General features: G+C 62.7%; 18 protein-coding genes. 11 read left to right on the top strand and 7 right to left on the bottom strand.

All coding sequences use genetic code 11. The features are described from left to right. Positions 1–6 precede the first annotated feature (6 nt). The 6 genes from M2335_RS09765 to M2335_RS09740 form a co-directional block, all read right to left on the bottom strand. On the bottom strand, positions 7–789 hold the full coding sequence (locus M2335_RS09765) for a 2OG-Fe dioxygenase family protein (RefSeq protein ID WP_264594553.1): 783 nt from the start codon (positions 787–789) through the stop codon (positions 7–9). 73 nt (positions 790–862) lie between these two features. Next, positions 863–1,345 carry a DUF421 domain-containing protein gene (locus M2335_RS09760; RefSeq protein WP_181559562.1) on the bottom strand — a complete coding sequence of 161 codons (483 nt, stop codon included), beginning with the start codon at positions 1,343–1,345 and terminating at the stop codon, positions 863–865. Beyond that, complete coding sequence (locus tag M2335_RS09755) at positions 1,345–1,857, bottom strand: hypothetical protein (RefSeq protein ID WP_264594552.1); 513 nt, start codon at positions 1,855–1,857, stop codon at positions 1,345–1,347. The genes M2335_RS09760 and M2335_RS09755 overlap by 1 nt, the downstream gene beginning before the upstream one ends. An 8-nt stretch (positions 1,858–1,865) precedes the next feature. Next, complete coding sequence (locus M2335_RS09750; protein ID WP_264594551.1) at positions 1,866–2,423, bottom strand: CinA family protein; 558 nt, start codon at positions 2,421–2,423, stop codon at positions 1,866–1,868. A gap of 151 nt (positions 2,424–2,574) precedes the next feature. Beyond that, positions 2,575–2,760, bottom strand: coding sequence for a hypothetical protein (locus M2335_RS09745; RefSeq protein WP_181559564.1), 186 nt, complete (start codon positions 2,758–2,760; stop codon positions 2,575–2,577). After that, positions 2,757–3,497 carry a Crp/Fnr family transcriptional regulator gene (locus tag M2335_RS09740; RefSeq protein WP_264570211.1) on the bottom strand — a complete coding sequence of 247 codons (741 nt, stop codon included), beginning with the start codon at positions 3,495–3,497 and terminating at the stop codon, positions 2,757–2,759. Before M2335_RS09740 ends, M2335_RS09745 begins: the two co-directional genes overlap by 4 nt. Before the next feature lie 266 nt (positions 3,498–3,763). Between M2335_RS09740 and M2335_RS09735 the strand changes: the two genes are divergently transcribed. The 10 genes from M2335_RS09735 to M2335_RS09690 all read left to right on the top strand — a co-directional run bounded on the left by M2335_RS09735 (position 3,764) and on the right by M2335_RS09690 (position 11,761). After that, positions 3,764–5,851 (top strand): catalase, encoded by a 2,088-nt coding sequence (locus M2335_RS09735; RefSeq protein WP_413716114.1) that lies wholly within the window; start codon positions 3,764–3,766, stop codon positions 5,849–5,851. A 24-nt stretch (positions 5,852–5,875) separates the two neighbouring features. Continuing rightward, a complete protein-coding gene (locus M2335_RS09730) occupies positions 5,876–6,418 on the top strand; it encodes a hemerythrin domain-containing protein (protein WP_264594550.1) in 543 nt (180 codons plus the stop codon). A gap of 54 nt (positions 6,419–6,472) precedes the next feature. Continuing rightward, positions 6,473–7,048 carry an SRPBCC family protein gene (locus M2335_RS09725; RefSeq protein WP_264594549.1) on the top strand — a complete coding sequence of 192 codons (576 nt, stop codon included), beginning with the start codon at positions 6,473–6,475 and terminating at the stop codon, positions 7,046–7,048. After that, complete coding sequence (locus M2335_RS09720; RefSeq protein WP_264594548.1) at positions 7,048–8,238, top strand: zinc-dependent alcohol dehydrogenase; 1,191 nt, start codon at positions 7,048–7,050, stop codon at positions 8,236–8,238. The genes M2335_RS09725 and M2335_RS09720 overlap by 1 nt, the downstream gene beginning before the upstream one ends. A 104-nt stretch (positions 8,239–8,342) precedes the next feature. Then, positions 8,343–8,855 carry a DUF4142 domain-containing protein gene (locus M2335_RS09715; protein ID WP_264594547.1) on the top strand — a complete coding sequence of 171 codons (513 nt, stop codon included), beginning with the start codon at positions 8,343–8,345 and terminating at the stop codon, positions 8,853–8,855. Between the two features lie 11 nt (positions 8,856–8,866). Further along, a complete protein-coding gene (locus M2335_RS09710; RefSeq protein ID WP_264594546.1) occupies positions 8,867–9,649 on the top strand; it encodes an SDR family NAD(P)-dependent oxidoreductase in 783 nt (260 codons plus the stop codon). Between the two features lie 3 nt (positions 9,650–9,652). Continuing rightward, positions 9,653–9,961, top strand: coding sequence for a DUF3175 domain-containing protein (locus M2335_RS09705; protein WP_264594545.1), 309 nt, complete (start codon positions 9,653–9,655; stop codon positions 9,959–9,961). Then, positions 9,954–10,166, top strand: coding sequence for a hypothetical protein (locus M2335_RS09700; protein ID WP_264594544.1), 213 nt, complete (start codon positions 9,954–9,956; stop codon positions 10,164–10,166). The genes M2335_RS09705 and M2335_RS09700 overlap by 8 nt, the downstream gene beginning before the upstream one ends. A gap of 246 nt (positions 10,167–10,412) precedes the next feature. Then, positions 10,413–11,051, top strand: coding sequence for a type B chloramphenicol O-acetyltransferase (gene catB, locus M2335_RS09695; protein ID WP_264594543.1), 639 nt, complete (start codon positions 10,413–10,415; stop codon positions 11,049–11,051). 107 nt (positions 11,052–11,158) lie between these two features. After that, on the top strand, positions 11,159–11,761 hold the full coding sequence (locus tag M2335_RS09690) for a DNA-3-methyladenine glycosylase I (protein ID WP_264594542.1): 603 nt from the start codon (positions 11,159–11,161) through the stop codon (positions 11,759–11,761). Positions 11,762–11,781: 20 nt separating this feature from the next. Here the strand turns inward: M2335_RS09690 and M2335_RS09685 are convergent, their stop codons facing one another. Further along, positions 11,782–12,657, bottom strand: a complete 876-nt coding sequence (locus tag M2335_RS09685) for a TauD/TfdA dioxygenase family protein (protein ID WP_264594541.1) — start codon at positions 12,655–12,657, stop codon at positions 11,782–11,784. Positions 12,658–12,993: 336 nt separating this feature from the next. On the opposite strand from M2335_RS09685, the gene M2335_RS09680 reads away from it, so the two are divergent. Then, positions 12,994–15,990, top strand: coding sequence for a TonB-dependent receptor plug domain-containing protein (locus M2335_RS09680; RefSeq protein ID WP_264594540.1), 2,997 nt, complete (start codon positions 12,994–12,996; stop codon positions 15,988–15,990). Positions 15,991–16,003: the final 13 nt, after the last annotated feature.

Genomic DNA, 16,003 nt, shown 5'->3' with positions numbered 1-16,003 from the left:
GGCCGCTCAGCGCCCCGCGGCGTTCGCGAAGGTCAGGACCAGCGTATCCCGCCAGGCCGGCAGATCCCCGGCTTCCGACTGAATCGGCGTGGTTCCGTGGCGCACCTTTCCATCATCGAGGAGCAGCGCTTCGCCGGCGTGCGCGAGCCGGTGTTCGAGCAGGCACGCGCCCGAAACAGTTTCGACGCGGGTCTCTCCGCCGGAATAATTGCTACCGCCGACCAGCAGGATCAACACCCAATCGCGCCCATCCTGATGCATCCCCTCAGGGGTCGGAAGGCCGGGGAGGTCGGGCAGGGCCTCAATGCGAAACTGATGGGCTTCGACCATCCATGCGTACTCTTCGCAACCGCTGGCCTGCGAAATGCGCGCCGCAGTATTCCGCATCAGATCGCGCAATAGCGCGCTCTCGGCCTGTTCGTCCGCCATTGGTGCAAACCAGCGTTCGACTCCGCCATTCAAGGGATTGTGATCGCGATCCTGATAATGGGCGCGATGCGGCAGGCGCGCGCAGGCGTCGCCATCGATCTCAAAGGCAGCGTAGCGGCGGCGGCGATAGGTTCCGCCATCGGCCATCCACATGTCGCGGGGCAGCTCATCCCAACTTTGCGCGAACGAGCGCCATTCGGGCCGGGCAGGGAGCGCCAAGTCGCCGGGCTGCAGCAGCAGCGCTGTGGGACTAGTCAGGATCTCGATGCGTGGCCTCATAGCGTGAGGCCAGCTGTACGGTGAATGTGCATGATTGAACCAATACATTAGTTCGTTTGGTCGGCGGACCTGATGATACAATGACGCCGGCCTGTGGGCAACCCTGCCGCGCTTGTTCACCTGGAAAGATCGGCGGCGCGGTCAGCGGAGCCGGTCAAACGGCCTTGTCATCATCTTCCTGCTTGGCTGGCCCATCGTCCTTCTTTGCGATGAAGCTCATTTTGCCATTGGGTTCAAGGATTGCCCAGGCGACCTCCGATATGTTGGCGATGCCCGCCAGCCGCATCTCGATTTCGACCTCGGCCCGGGTCACGCGATCACGGCGCATGTTGGGGGTAATCAGTTCCCCATCCTTGATCAGCACGCGTGGCACGCCTTCCAGCAGCCGCTCGGCGCGTGGGGAAAGATAGGTGATCCAGCTCAGCGCCAGTGCCCAGAAGGCGATGGTGCCAATGGCGAGGGCGGCGCCGGTCATGCTGAGATCATTATGGGTGATGCCCTGCTGGACGAGATCGCCCATCACCACCAGCAGCACCAGCTCGAACGGCGTGACCTGACTGAGCTCGCGTTTGCCCAGCAGCCGGAGCAGCATGTACATGATGAAGAACATCACGCTGGCGCGCAGGATGATATCCATCAGGGCAAGACCTTGATGTGGACGGGCAGGGCAGCGAGTTCGCGCTCCCCGTCGAGAGCGGCGATCTTGCCGCGTGTACCGGCGAACAGCGGCGGGTTGATCTGCCCGTCGATCTTGAAGCGGAAGGTCTCGCCGGGCTTCGCCTTGCCGAAGGAGAACTGACGAGAGCCGTCCTTATAACGTTCCTCGCTTGCAGCCGGGATCATCGTGTTGATCGTCATCTCCCGCCAGAGGTCATCCGACACGGCAATGACCAGATCGTCGATCGGTTTGCGCGGCGTCACCTCGACGATGGTCTCAAAAATCATCCCGTTGCGCAGCGTTTCCGGCGTTTGCACGACGAGGGTGATGCGGTCGTTCGAGGTGTTGCGCACGACAGGGGCCTGCCCCGCAAACAGGCCGGTCAGGCCGGCGCCCAAGATCACCGTGAGCAGAACCAGCGGCCAGGGATTGGCCCGCCGGCTGTTGCTCTCATGCTCCTGCGTGATACCATCGGGTGCCGGTGTCGCCATGGGCGGCCTCACGCGGCCCGCTGCGGATCGGCGGCCACCTCGGCGAGCATGACAAGCGCAACGCGCAGGCATTCGATCCTGGTCGCGCCGCGCCCGATGTCGCCGAAGTGATGGACGCCGTGGCGCGTATCCGCCCCATGCGCGGCGCAGGCGAAATGGACCAGCCCCGGCTCATCGTCCGAGGCACCGGGGCCGGCAAAGCCGGTGATCGCAATGGCCAGTCGCGCTCTGGATCGGCGCAAGGCCCCTTCAGCCATCGCGCGCGCGACAGGTTCACTCACCGCGCCGCAATCCTCGAGAAGCTCATGGCTGAGCCCGAGCAGATCGCATTTGGCATCCTTGCTGTAGACGACGAAGCCCCGGTCAAAGGCGTTGCTGGTCCCCTCGATATCGGTCAGCAGCGATGCGAGCAGGCCCCCGGTGCAACTTTCTGCGGTGGCGATCCCGATCGCCGCCTGCCTGGCGGTTTCGAGCACGGCCATGGCTGCCGCAATGATGTCATCGGGTAGTGCCGGGGATAGGGTCTCGGCATAAGCTTCTGAGGGTTTCTCCTGCGGAAACATCATCTCTCGACCTGTTATCCTCATCGCTGGAGAGAAACTTCCATCCGTTCGACATCGTTCCCGGCGCCGGGGGGCTCCGCGAAGAGGCGACCGGCGGTCGCCCCGTCCCTTGACCGTTCCAGTCCAAGCTTGCGTTGCATCTGAGACCGCGCAGTTATTTGGTCTTCTGATGCCTTTGCGCTTCCTCGCCGGCTTCGATCAGGCTCTCGCCCGTGGCAACGGCTGCGTCCGCCGTCATGGTTACAGCGATCCCGCCCGGGCCCTCGAGGATGACATGATCCTCCTCAGCCGTGGCGACGCCGGGTTCGGCATAGGGCTCGATTGGGGAGTGGACAGTCATGCTGGTCCTCCTTGCTGGATATCTGCGCAGGGGGCGAGATACAGATAATCTGATGAAAAATTGCCCCGGCGGGCCAGACCGGCATAATCGTTGATCTGGACCAGTGAGGCGTGCCTCTCGCACAGTCCGGCTTCTCTTAATTGGCGGAGCACCCGATTGGTGTGAACGGTGGTCAGGCCGCAAATCTCGGCAATGTCGCCCTGCGTCAGGGTCAGCACGAAGCGATGTCCGTCCGATAATCCCACTGCATAGAGTCGGGCATTCATCTCGCACAGGAAATGGGCGACACGCCCGACCGCGTCGAGCCTCCCGACCCGGAACAACCAAGCACGATGAAGGGCGGCATCGATCAGCGTCGAAAACCACAGCTTGCGCGCCAGATCGGGCCGGGGGTCGAGTACTTCCCTCAAGGCTTTGTGCGGCACGATGGCGATGCTCGCGGTTGTGAGCGTGCCGATAGCATGGTCCAGCTCCCGCATGGGATAAGCATGGAGATCAACGAATTCGCCAGGCACATGGATGGCGACGAGTTGCCGCAAGCCTTTGCGATCATCGATATAGCGCGACATGATCCCTTCGACCAGGAAGCTGCTGACATCCACAATCTGACCCGCGTCGACAATCGTCGTGCGGGGCTCAAAGGTGCGAACCTCGAGAATCGTGTCTTCGAGCGCGGCTCGTTCTTCCGGCGTCAGGGCCACGCCGCGGCGGTTTGCAAGGAGGCGATCCATCAACATCGAGTGGCTAACGGATAAGCCGCGCTGGCGATCCAGCCCCGATCGGCTTTCACTATGATCAATGTTAATTCCTAGCCTTAACAGGCAACTGTCATCCGGACGGCGTGTTGGTGAAGCACGAGACGAACTCGTTCACATCCCAGCAATGACAAGGAACCGCGATGGCGAAACAGGCAACGCGTGCGGCGAAAGGCCGTGCGCCTATGAAATCCGATCAGCAGCGGTCATCGGCAAACAGCCCTTCTGCAGATGCCGCCTTTGAGGACATGCCTGTTTTTGAAGGACCGATGGGCGAGGGTGGCGAAACGCGGCAGACCGCTGGCGGTGATGTCGCGACGCTGACGACCGCGCAGGGCGTTCCCGTTTCCGATGACCAGAACAGCCTCAAGCAGGGCGCGCGCGGCCCCGCGCTGCTGGAAGACTTCCATTTTCGCGAGAAGATGTTCCACTTCGATCATGAGCGTATCCCGGAGCGCGTGGTTCATGCGCGCGGTTATGGCGCCCACGGCTTTTTCGAGCTGACAGACAGCCTGTCCGACGTCACCCGTGCCGATCTCTTCCAGCGGGTAGGCGAGCGGACCGAGGCCTTCGTGCGCTTCTCGACCGTGGCTGGGTCCAAGGGCTCGTTCGATCTCGCGCGCGATGTGCGCGGCTTTGCGGTGAAGCTCTACACCAAGGAGGGGAATTGGGACCTCGTTGGCAACAATATCCCGGTCTTCTTCATCCAGGACGCGATGAAGTTTCCCGACCTGATCCATGCCGCCAAGCCCGAGCCGGATCGCGCCTTTCCGCAGGCCCAGACGGCGCACGACAATTTCTGGGATTTCATCAGCCTGACGCCGGAATCGATGCACATGGTCATGTGGATCATGTCCGACAGGACGATCCCGCGCTCCTTCCGCTTCATGGAAGGCTTTGGCGTCCACACCTTCCGGCTGGTCGATGCAGACGGAAAGTCGACATTCGTCAAGTTCCACTGGAAGCCCAAGCTGGGCCTTCAGTCGGTAGCTTGGAACGAAGCGGTCAAGATCAACGGCGCCGACCCCGACTTCCATCGGCGGGACCTCTGGGCCGCCATTGAAGCCGGCGACTTCCCGGAATGGGAACTGGGGCTCCAGCTTTTCGATCAGGAATTTGCTGACAGCTTCGATTTCGATGTGCTCGATGCCACCAAGATCATTCCCGAGGAACTGGTACCGATCCGCGTCGTGGGTCGTCTGGTGCTCGATCGTCTGGTCGATAACTTCTTCGCCGAGACCGAGCAGGTTGCTTTCTGCACGCAGAATGTCGTGCCGGGCATCGACTTCAGCAACGACCCGCTGTTGCAGGGGCGCAATTTCTCCTATCTGGATACGCAGCTCAAGCGCCTCGGCTCGCCCAATTTCACGCATTTGCCGATCAACGCCCCGCGCTGCCCGTTCACGCATTTCCAGCAGGATGGGCATATGGCGATGCGCAATCCCGTCGGCCGCGCCAATTACGAGCCCAATAGCTGGGGCGCGGAAATCGGCGGTCCGCGTGAGGACCCGCAGCGCGGGTTCAAGAGCTATGCGGAGGCGGCCGACGGCGACAAGCTGCGCATCCGCCCGGAAAGTTTTGCCGATCATTATAGCCAGGCCACGCAGTTCTATGCGAGCCAGACGTTGATCGAGCAAAAGCATATCGGCGATGCGCTGGTGTTTGAGCTCTCCCGCGTGGAGCGGCCGGACATCCGCTCCCGCATGGTTTCGCATCTGCTGAACATCGATGCGGACCTCGCGGCGACCGTCGCAAACGGGCTGGGGCTGGCCATGCCGCAGGCGGCGACCGCGGCGGTACAGCCGCGGACCGATCTGGCGCCGTCCGATGCGCTGAGCATCATCAAGCGTGGGCCGCAGAGCTTTGCCGGCCGCAAGCTGGGCCTGCTGGTGACGGACGGCGCCGACGCGACGCTCGTCCAGGCGATCATCAATGCGGTCGATGAAGCCGGTGCGATGATCGAGTTCATTGCCCCCAAGATCGGCGGGGTCACCTTGTCGGACGGTAAGATCCTTGGCGCCCACTACAAGGTGGATGGCGGGCCTTCGGTCCTGTTCGATGCCGTCGCGGTCGTCGCCTCGGCCGAAGGCGGGCAATTGCTCGCGCTCGATGCCACGGCGAAGGACTTCGTGACGGACGCTTTTGCCCACTGCAAGTTCATGGGCCTGAGCAAGGAAGCAGAGCCGCTGCTGACCAAGGCCGGTCTGATGCCCGACCTCGATGAAGGCTGCTTCGCCCTCAAGAGCAAATCCGATGCGACGGCATTCGTCGCAGCGCTGGCGCCGCTGCGGTTCTGGGCACGCGAGCCGATCGTCGATCTCGATGCCGTTGCCTGAGTTCCTTCGGAAAGGAGATTAATCATGTCCATCATCGATAAGGTCATTGCCGCCGTCACCCCGCCCGAAAGCGAGGAGGCGCGGGCCGAGGCCCGGGCCAAGGCCGAAGGGCTTGCGACGCGCGGCAGCTGGCTCGCGCATATTCTTGATCATCATCGGCAGATCGAGGCTCTGTTCGCTGCGGTGAAGGCCGCAGCCACGGCCGAGACGCGTCGCGATGCGCAGGAGCGGCTGGCGCTGCTCCTCACGGGCCATTCCATCGCGGAGGAAGCGGCGATCTATCCCGCGCTGGCCGCGGACAAGCAGGTCGGCCATGCCGAGCTTGCCTATCAGGAACAATCCGCCGCCAAGATGGAGGTGGGTCTGCTGGAACGGCTGGACCCGATGAGCCAGGATTATCTCGACAAGCTCGAGCATATCCGCGGCGCGGTCGCCCATCACATCTATTCCGAGGAGGGAACCTGGTTCCCCAAGCTGATGGAAGACGTCTCGTCCAGCGAGCAGGCGATGATCACCCGCCGCTATTCTGAGGAGTTCGTCCGATATGTGGGCAACGGTCCCAGCTGAGACGCGTTGACTGATCATATGCTCACTGAGCCAACCCGCGACAGGAGAAGTAGAATGCCCGATGCGCGCGACGACGCACCGCTGACGACCTCCAAAGATCGCCACGCGGTCGATGAGGCCGCGGCGACCCTGATCGAACCCCACGGCGACAGTCTGGTCGGCCGCTCCGTGACGATCAATCGCCCCCGTGCGGAGCTATACGCTTATTGGCGCGACTTCACCCGGCTGCCGACCTTCATGGACAATGTCGTGCGGGTTGACATGATCGATGATGTGACCAGCCATTGGGTGGTGAAGGCGCCCGGCGGCCGGACCGTCGAGTGGGATGCAGTGATCACCGAAGAGCAGCCCGACGCGTTCATCGCATGGGCCTCGACCGAGGGTGCCGACGTGCCGAACAGCGGTCGCATCGATTTTCGCGATGCAGGCGCGCGCGGCACCGTGGTCACGGCGACGATCCTCTACGATCCGCCCGCAGGGTTCATCGGCAAGGTCATCGCCAAGATGTTCCAGCGCGAGCCGGCCATTCAGGCCCGGCGCGACCTGCGGCGCTTCAAGCAACTCATGGAAACCGGCGAGATCGCCACGTCGGCGTGGACGCACAAGCAACTCGAAGAGGAGACGGCCTGATGCGCGCGCTCACCTGGCACGGCAAGCATGACGTCCGTGTGGACACCGTGGACGATCCCGAAATCATCAATCCGCGCGATGCGATCATCAAGGTCACATCCACCGCAATCTGCGGCTCGGACCTGCACCTCTACGATGGCTACATTCCCACGATGAAGTCCGGCGACATTCTCGGCCATGAGTTCATGGGCGAGGTGGTCGAGACCGGACCCGGCTCGACGCTCCAAAAAGGGCAGCGGGTGGTCGTGCCGTTCACCATTGCCTGCGGGAGCTGCTACCATTGCGGCAAGCACCAATATTCCGCCTGCGACAATTCCAACCCGGCCGACAATCAGGACATCGCACAGACGCTCTACGGCCAGCCGATGAGCGGGCTGTTCGGCTATAGCCACATGACAGGCGGCTATGCCGGCGGGCAGGCGGAATATGTCCGCGTGCCATTCAGCGACGTTGGCCCGATCGTCATTCCCGACGGGATCGACGACGACAAGGTGCTGTTCCTGTCCGACATTCTGCCTACAGGCTGGCAGGCCGCCGAGTTCGCGCAGATCGAGCCCGGCGATACGGTCGCTGTCTGGGGATGCGGGCCGGTCGGCCTGTTCTGCGTGCAGGCGGCCTTCCTGATGGGCGCCGAGCGAGTGATCGCCATCGACCATTTCCCCCGCCGCCTTGAGCTGGCGGCAAAGTTCGGCGCGGAAACCATCAACTTCGAGGAGAGCAAGACCTACGAGGCGCTGATGGAGATGACCGGCGGCATTGGCCCCGACGCCTGTATCGACGCAGTCGGACTGGAGGCGCACGGTCTTTTCGCCGACAATGTCTGGGACCAGATCAAAGTCTCCACTTTCACCGGCACCGACCGCACCCATTCGATCCGCCAGGCGATCATTGCCTGCCGCAAGGGTGGGCGCGTATCGATGCCGGCGGTCTACGGCGGCTTCGTCGACAAGTTTCCGCTCGGCGCCTTCATGGAGAAGGGGCTGACGCTCAAGACCGGCCAGACCCATGTGCAGCATTATCTGCCGGGCCTGTTGAATGCGATCATGGAGGGGAAGATCGATACCACCTTCCTCATCAGTCACCGCATGCCGCTGAGCGAAGCCGCGCAGGGCTACAAGATGTTCCACGATCACCAGAACGAAGTGACCAAAGTGGTGCTGAAACCAGGGCTCGACCGGGTCGCCGCATGACTCATGCAAGGAGACGGATGATGAAACTCTATTTTGCGATACCATTGGCGGCCTGTGTATTGGCTGGGTGCAGCCAGGGCAGCACACCGGCAAATGATACAGCCATGACCAACAACGACATGGCCATGACGGGAAATGCCACGAACATGTCCGTGGGCGCGCCGCCACCGGGCGAGATGTCCGCCACGCCCACCGACGCGACGGGCTATCTGGCCAAGGCAGGCGCCGGCGACCTGTTCGAGATCGAATCGTCCCGCGCCATCCTGGCGAAAAATCCGGACAAGCCGGTTGCCGACTTCGCGAACATGATGGTCGATGCGCATGGCCAATCCACCGCCAAGCTCAAGGCAGCGGCTGAGAAGGCTGGCCTGACCGTCACGCCGCCGGCGCTCGACGCCAACCAGCAAGCCAAGCTGGACGCCATCAAGGCTGCAGAAGGCACTGCCGCCACCACGGCTTATCTGACGGCCCAACGCGAAGCCCATGCAGCGGCGCTTGCGCTCCATCAGGGTTACGCCGCCAACGGCGACACGCCGACGCTCAAGGCTGCTGCGGGCGAGATCGTTCCGGTCGTCCAGAAGCATATCGACATGCTGGCAAAGATGCCGGGCGCATAAGGAGGCATGGGATGGGCGAGAAATTCGCAATCGTCACGGGCGCGTCTACCGGCATCGGTTTCGAACTCGCCCATCTCATCGCGCAGGATGGCTATGACCTGCTCGTCGTCGCTGACGAGCCGCTGATCGACGCGGCCGCGCAGGACTTCAGGCGCCATGGCGGCGACGTGCGATCGCTTGAGGCCGATCTCTCCACGCTCGACGGCGTGGATCGGCTTCTGGCCGCAGCGGAAGGCCGGAGGATCGACGTGCTTTGCGCCAATGCCGGGGTCGGTACGGGCGGACCCTTTCTGGAGCAGGATGTCGCCATGTGGCGACGGTCTGTCGACACCAATGTCACTGGCACCGTCTATCTTCTGCAGAAGGTGCTGGCCGACATGGTCGCGCGCAATGACGGCAAGATTCTCGTCACCGGCTCCATCGCCGGCTACATCCCAGGCACCTTCAATGCCGTGTACAACGCGACCAAGGCGTTCATCGACAATTTCACCGAAGCGCTGCGCAACGAGGTCAAGGAGGCCGAGGGCGTTACCCTCACCACATTGATGCCCGGCCCCACGGACACCGAGTTCTTCGAGCGCGCCGGTCTGCTGGATACGCAGGTCGGCCAGCAGGACAAGGCCGATCCCTCCAAAGTCGCACGCGATGGCTGGAAGGCGCTGCTGGATGGCAAGGGGCATATCGTCTCGGGCCTCTCCAACAAGCTGCAGGTTGCCGCCGCCGGCGTCGTGCCACAGGCGATGCTCGCCGAGCAACACCGCAAGCTGGCTGAGCCTGGCAGCGGGAAGGACTGAGCCATGGCCGACAAGAAATGGTCTCAGGATGTGACCGAACATTCGGACGCGCTCGATCTGGATGAGGGCGTCTTCAAGCAGGACGATCCGGCGAAGATCGCAGCCTCGCTCAAGCGCTCGGCGGAGCATAGCAAGCGGCGCAAGGGCACCGCGCTCCAGTCTGCGATGAGCATGCTCACCTTTTACATCAACCGCGCCGGCGACAATCTCGGCAAGGACCAACGTCAGATCCTCGAGAAAGCCAAGGATGAGCTGCGTGAGGCTTTTGGCAAGGAGCCAAAGACCGCTGGAAAGGAGAAAGCCCATGGATAAGGATCGCGAGGCGAAGGCCAATTCTCCCAAGGACAAGGGCGAGAAGGGCAATCCAACCGAGATGCCCCAAGGCCCCATGGGCGACGCCCGGCCGGACGCTGCCGAGAATGACAATCGCACCGGCGGTGGTCAGTCTCAGGAAAAGGTAGAAGACCGCCCCATGGTCGGCTCGGTCAAGCCAGAGGATTATCCCGAGCAGCAGTAGTCTGTTGCGGGAGGGCGAATACATCGCCTGACTTGGCATTCTGAACACCTGACTTGGCATTCTGAACATTTGCGCCATCACCGCCGGATGAAGATAGCACCGCGTACCATCTGCATCGTGCTTCCGCGTCATTGACGTGAGAAGCTGAAGGCGGGCAATCCAGTGATTGCCCGAGCACGTTGTCTTGCGCCAGCGGCCGTCTCAAGGCCCCGAAGCTGGCGATCAAATCTTCAGGCCAGACCAACCATGCAAAATATATTTGAAAGCCCCTTCAAGGGCATCACGCTTGATCGTCTTGTCGCGCACCCGAACATCCGCGTGGGACGCTACAGCTATTATTCCGGCTATTATCATGGCCAGGGTTTCGACGATTGCGCCCGCTACCTGTTGCCCGATGAAGGCGCGGACAAGCTCATCATCGGCTCGTTCTGCTCCATCGGATCGGGCGCGTCCTTCATCATGGCGGGCAATCAGGGGCATCGCAGTGACTGGATCAGCACCTTCCCCTTCTTCTGGATGCCGGACGTGCCGGCATTTGCCGGTGCGGACAATGGCTATCGGCCGGCAGGCGATACGGTCATCGGTCATGACGTGTGGATCGGGTCGGAAGCGGTGATCCTGCCCGGCATCACTATCGGGTATGGCGCGATCATCGGCACGCGCAGCGTCGTGACGAAGGACGTCGCCCCCTATGCGATCGTCGGCGGCAACCCCGCCAAGCTCATCCGGCAGCGCTTCGCAGAGGCAGACGTTGCGCGCCTACTTGAGCTGTGCTGGTGGGGCTGGAGCGATGACGACTTGCGACGCGCCATGCCCATCCTGACCAGCGGCGATATCCCGGCTCTCTACGAACATTGGCGCACGAACATCGCTGCCGACAGATAAGGGAGAAGCCTCGAGCCGGCGCTGGCGTCAGGGAAGGCGGCAGGCTAGATCACAGCTTGCCGGTGCCCTGGCGCCGCGCTGTCCGCTCGGATGATGGGGGAAGGAACATGGCGGGGCTTTTTACGACCTCCGATGGCTTGGCCCGTTGCAGCTGGTGCGCAGCGTCGGAGGATTACATCGCCTATCATGACAATGAATGGGGCTATCCCGTGTCCGACGATCGGCGTCTGTTCGAGAAGCTGAGCCTCGAAGGCTTCCAGTCAGGACTGAGCTGGCGCACGATCCTGACCAAGCGCGAGAATTTCCGGACCGCCTTTCGCGGCTTCGATTTTCATCGCGTTGCGGCGTTCGATGAAAGCGACGTCGAGCGCCTGCTGCAGGATGCCGGAATCGTCCGCCACCGCGGCAAGATCGACGCGGTGATCAATAACGCGCAGCGGGTGCAGGATCTCGTGCGCGAAAGCGGCTCCTTCGCAGCCTATGTCTGGAGCTTCGAACCCCGAGACGAGGTTCAGCATCTCGTTTCAACGTCCCCCGCATCCATCGCCATGTCCAAGGACCTCAAGAAGCGCGACTGGAAGTTCGTTGGCCCGACCACGGTCCATGCCTTCATGCAGGCCATGGGGCTGTTCAACGACCATGCCGAAGGCTGCGCGATCCGGGCGCGGGTTGCCAAGGCTCGCGCCGGGTTCCAACCCCCGCAGGGCTGAGTGGCCGTGCGGGCGTGCGATCAATCCGGCGCGCGCCTGTTGGCCTCGATCGCCGAGACCTCCGGGCCATATTCGTTGATCGTCGCGCGGCGCATGTCGCGCTTGTAGCGATAGCGCTCGAAAGACGTCGCGCTGTGCATCGTGCAGCGATTGTCCCATACGACCATGTCGCCCGGCCGCCATTTATGCGCGTATACATAGCGCTCCTGCGTGGCAAAGCGGTAGAGCTCGTCCAGGAAGGTGCGGGCCTCGTCTTCCGGCCACCCTTCGATGCCCACGCCATGCCAGCCCATGTACAACCCCTTGCGGCCATTGGCCGAGGTGCGGACCAGCGGATGAGCCATGCGCGGATAATTTTTGCGCATCTCCTCATCCTCGAATTTGACGCCGTTCAGCTGCAGCGCGCGGAAGAGGTCGTGGTCGACCTTGAGGTCGGCGACCTTTACCTTCATGTCCTCCGACAGATCGTCATAAACGGCACGGGTGTCGATGAACTCCGTATCGGCACCCTCCGGCGGCGTCACATAGGCCAGCAACATGGACCATTTCGTGGGCCAGGAATTGAACGGGCTGTCGGTATGGAACAGCTCGAAATCGGCCGGCTGCGCGCCATCGGGCTTGGGCTGGATGATCTCGCCCTCGGCCGTAAGATTGCTGATGTCGTAAAGCTCCGGCGCGATCCGCTTGCGCCCGGGCGGTGCCAGTTCCAGCGGGCCGAAGGACCGGGCGAAAGCGATATGATCCTCGTCCGACAGGCTGGCATTGCGGATCACGCAGACGGCATATTGCGCCATCGCCGCCTCGAAGAACTCGATGGTCTCGGGCGAGAGGGGGCCGGAGGTATCCAGATCGGTGATCTCGCCCACGAACCGGGGGTGCAGTTGGTTGATCATCATCGCTCCGCTCATTCCTCATCCCACTCTTTATCTCAGCCCGGCGCGCGCAGGTGCTGCCGACGCGCAAAGCCATTCTTCCTCGATCTGACATCAGCGCTGGCCCTCAAAATAGTGTGTTCTTTTGCAGCGGCCACTTCATGCCTGTCGCCAGGCTGCTTTCATGATGCTTTGGGACCGCAACCAATTCACAGCACTATTTTCGTCCCGCGTGCTTAGCCCAAAGGCGAGTGGACAAGAGAGGATGTCATCGACCGGACCTCGTCTGCGACACGCGAGCAATGCGGCGCAGTACCGGATGGTGCATCCCGAAACAGCCGCAAGGCCGGGAGGGTGAACATGACTGCAGGCCATCGTCTTTCATTCACGTCGCGCGCGCAATTCGCGCTTCTGCTGCTCAGCAGCGCCTCGATGCTGGGGCTGGCCCAGCCGGCCGGCGCGCAAGCCGGCTCGGCGAGCGCGGATGTCGGAGCGCAGGATAGCAATGGCGATAATGAGCGCGCGATCATCGTCACCGGCACCCGCATCGGCGGCGAAGCACCGGTCGGCACGGCGCTCGTCCAGTTGGGCAAGGAGGAGATCAGGGCCACCGGCCTCTCCAGCACCGCCGACATTCTGGGCACGGTGCCCTCCATCCTGCGCCTGGGCGGCGGCGATAATTATGCCGGTGGGCAGGCGCAGCAGGCGAACACGATCAACTCCTTCAACTTCAACAAGTCGCCCAATGTTCGCGGCCTGGGCGTGGGCGCAACGCTCAGCCTCGTGAACGGGCACCGCGTGCCGTATGAAGGCGGCAACATGAACTCGTTCGACGGGGATAATTACCCCGCGCAGATGATCCAGCGGATCGACGTGGTGCAGGACGGCGGCTCGGCCCTCTACGGCGCGGACGCGATCGCGGGGACGGTCAACTATATCCTGCGACGGCCGGAGGACACGCTTGAAGTCCACGGCGGCTATCGCAAGAATGACGGTCAGGATGGCTGGTATGTGACCGGCATCGGCGGGGTGCGCTGGGGCGAGGGCAGCGTGGGTGAGGGCGGCATTATCCTCTCCTACCAGCACTCCTATCAGACCGCCTTCGCGGCCTCGGCACGCCCGGATCTCTATAATGACGATCTCTCGCCTTATGGCGGGGCGCCCTCATCGCTTTACTCGGCGCCGGGCAATGTCGTCATCAACGGCATCTATTACGGCATCCCGGCGGGTCAGGACGGGTCGAAGCTGACTCTCGCAGATCTCAAATCCACGCCCAACTATTTCAATACCTGGAGTGGCATCGAGGTTATTCCGCAGGTTGAGGCAGACCGCTTTGCGATGAACTTCGAGCAGAATGTTACCGATTGGCTCCGTGTGTTCGCGGACGCGCTCTATGTACGGCGCGACTTCACCATTAACGGTCCCAACTCGTCGACCAGCAACCGCGTCACCAATCTTGGCCAGTTGCCGCGCATTCCCAACAGCAATCCGTTCAGCCCGTGCAACCCCAGCCATTATGCGGGCGGCGTCGTCACCGGTCCCGCCAACCTCCTCGCCGCCTGCGCGACGGGCGCGCTCTCCGTGGCCTACAGCACCGTCTACGACATCGGGTCGCCGCGCCGCTTCGGCCAAACCGAAACCTGGACCTATGGCGGCGGTGTCGACATCAAGCTGCCCTATGACTGGTCGGTAACCCTGTCGGCCTTCGCCGGCACGCATGATGCGCCCTCGACCACCACGCAGACGGGCGGCGCGCCGGCGCCGGTCTTCGCGACGTTCAACTTCTTCTGCGATCCCACCGCCTTCCAGTGCACCGATCAGGCGACGGCCGATTCCATCAACGCGCGCGGCACCTCGCTCATCAACCGGACCAAATATGACATGCAGGTCTATTCGGCGACCGCGGACGGCCCGCTCTTCTCTCTCCCGGCCGGGCAGGTGAAGCTGGCTGTGGGCGTCGAGCGCTATGAAGGCTCGCTGCTCAACGAGAATAATTTCGGCGGCAACAACTTCAATCCCCGCAGCGTCTCTTCGGTGTTCGGCGAATTGTTCGTGCCGGTCGTGAGCCCGGATGCGGAAAGCGGCCTCATCTACAAGCTCGAGCTCAATGGCTCGATCCGCTACGATGATTATAGCGACGCCGGCACCACGACCAATCCGCGTCTGGGCTTCAACTTCTGGCCGACGCGCGGCCTCAAGATCTTCGGCAGCTGGGGCACGTCCTTCCGGGCGCCGGGCCTTGCCGATAATGATCCCTTCTCGCAGACAGGTGTCATCCCGCTGGTGACGGCCGGCAACCAGCTCTCGCCGGCGATCTGCGCGGCGTGCCAGGGCGTGCCGATGGGCGCGATCTATCAGTCGATCGGTGGCGCCAATCGCGATCTCGCGCCCGAGACCTCCGAGACCTATGCCATCGGCGTCGACTGGACACCGCCCTCGCTGCCGGGCCTCACCATGTCCGCCAAATATTGGTGGCTGAGCTATGAGGGCCAGATCACCACGCCGGCCTTCAACGTCGGCAGCGTGCCGGCGATCAACCAGCAGATCTACAATTCGCAGATCATCTACAACCCGGCCTATTTCCCGACTTTGGCGGCAAACAACCCGACTGCCTTCTTTGGCGATTTCCCGACGATCAATCAGGCAAACCCTTCCTGCGCCGCAGCCTTCGGGAAGAATGTGACGACGCAGGCGCTCTACGATGCGATGATCAGCTGCTACAACACCGGCGGGGAGCGGGGCGGTCTGTTCGGTCCGCCAACGGCGCCGGGCAATGTGTTCGCGCTGGTGAGCGGTCGCCGGATCAACGCGGGCAAGACGGTCGGCCGGGGCATCGATTTCAACATCGATTACGCCTTCGATAGTAGCGTGGGCCGGTTCAACCTGGGCGCGGTTGCCTCCTACACGATGAGCTGGAAGGTGTCCCCGCTGCCCGGCGCCGACCTTGTGCAGGAAGTAAACCAGCTCGGCTTCCCGCTCACCTTCCAGGCGCGCGGCCAGCTTGGTTGGCGGCGCGATATCGGCATGGGCGATCTGTTCGCCAGCACCTTCATCAACTTCCGCAATTCCTATGAGATCGATCAGGCACAACTACCGGTCGGCGTCGACCCGTCCTATGCCAAGATCGGCTCCTACACGACCTTCGACCTGACCATCGGCTTCGACACCGGGGACCGGGGCGGCTCATGGCTGACGGACAATTTCAGCATCGTCCTCAGCATGCAGAACGTCTTCGATAAGGACCCGCCACTGGTCGTCAATCAGGCGGGCCTCGCCGGCAGTGCGATCCGCTTCGACCCGACTTATGGCAGCGCGCTGGGCCGTGTGATGCAGATCCAGGTCGGCAAACGCTTTTGACGCGGGGTTCGCT

This window comes from Sphingobium sp. B12D2B (genome assembly GCF_025961775.1).
Classification (GTDB): domain Bacteria; phylum Pseudomonadota; class Alphaproteobacteria; order Sphingomonadales; family Sphingomonadaceae; genus Sphingobium.
This window is presented reverse-complemented; position numbering and strand designations above follow the sequence as displayed.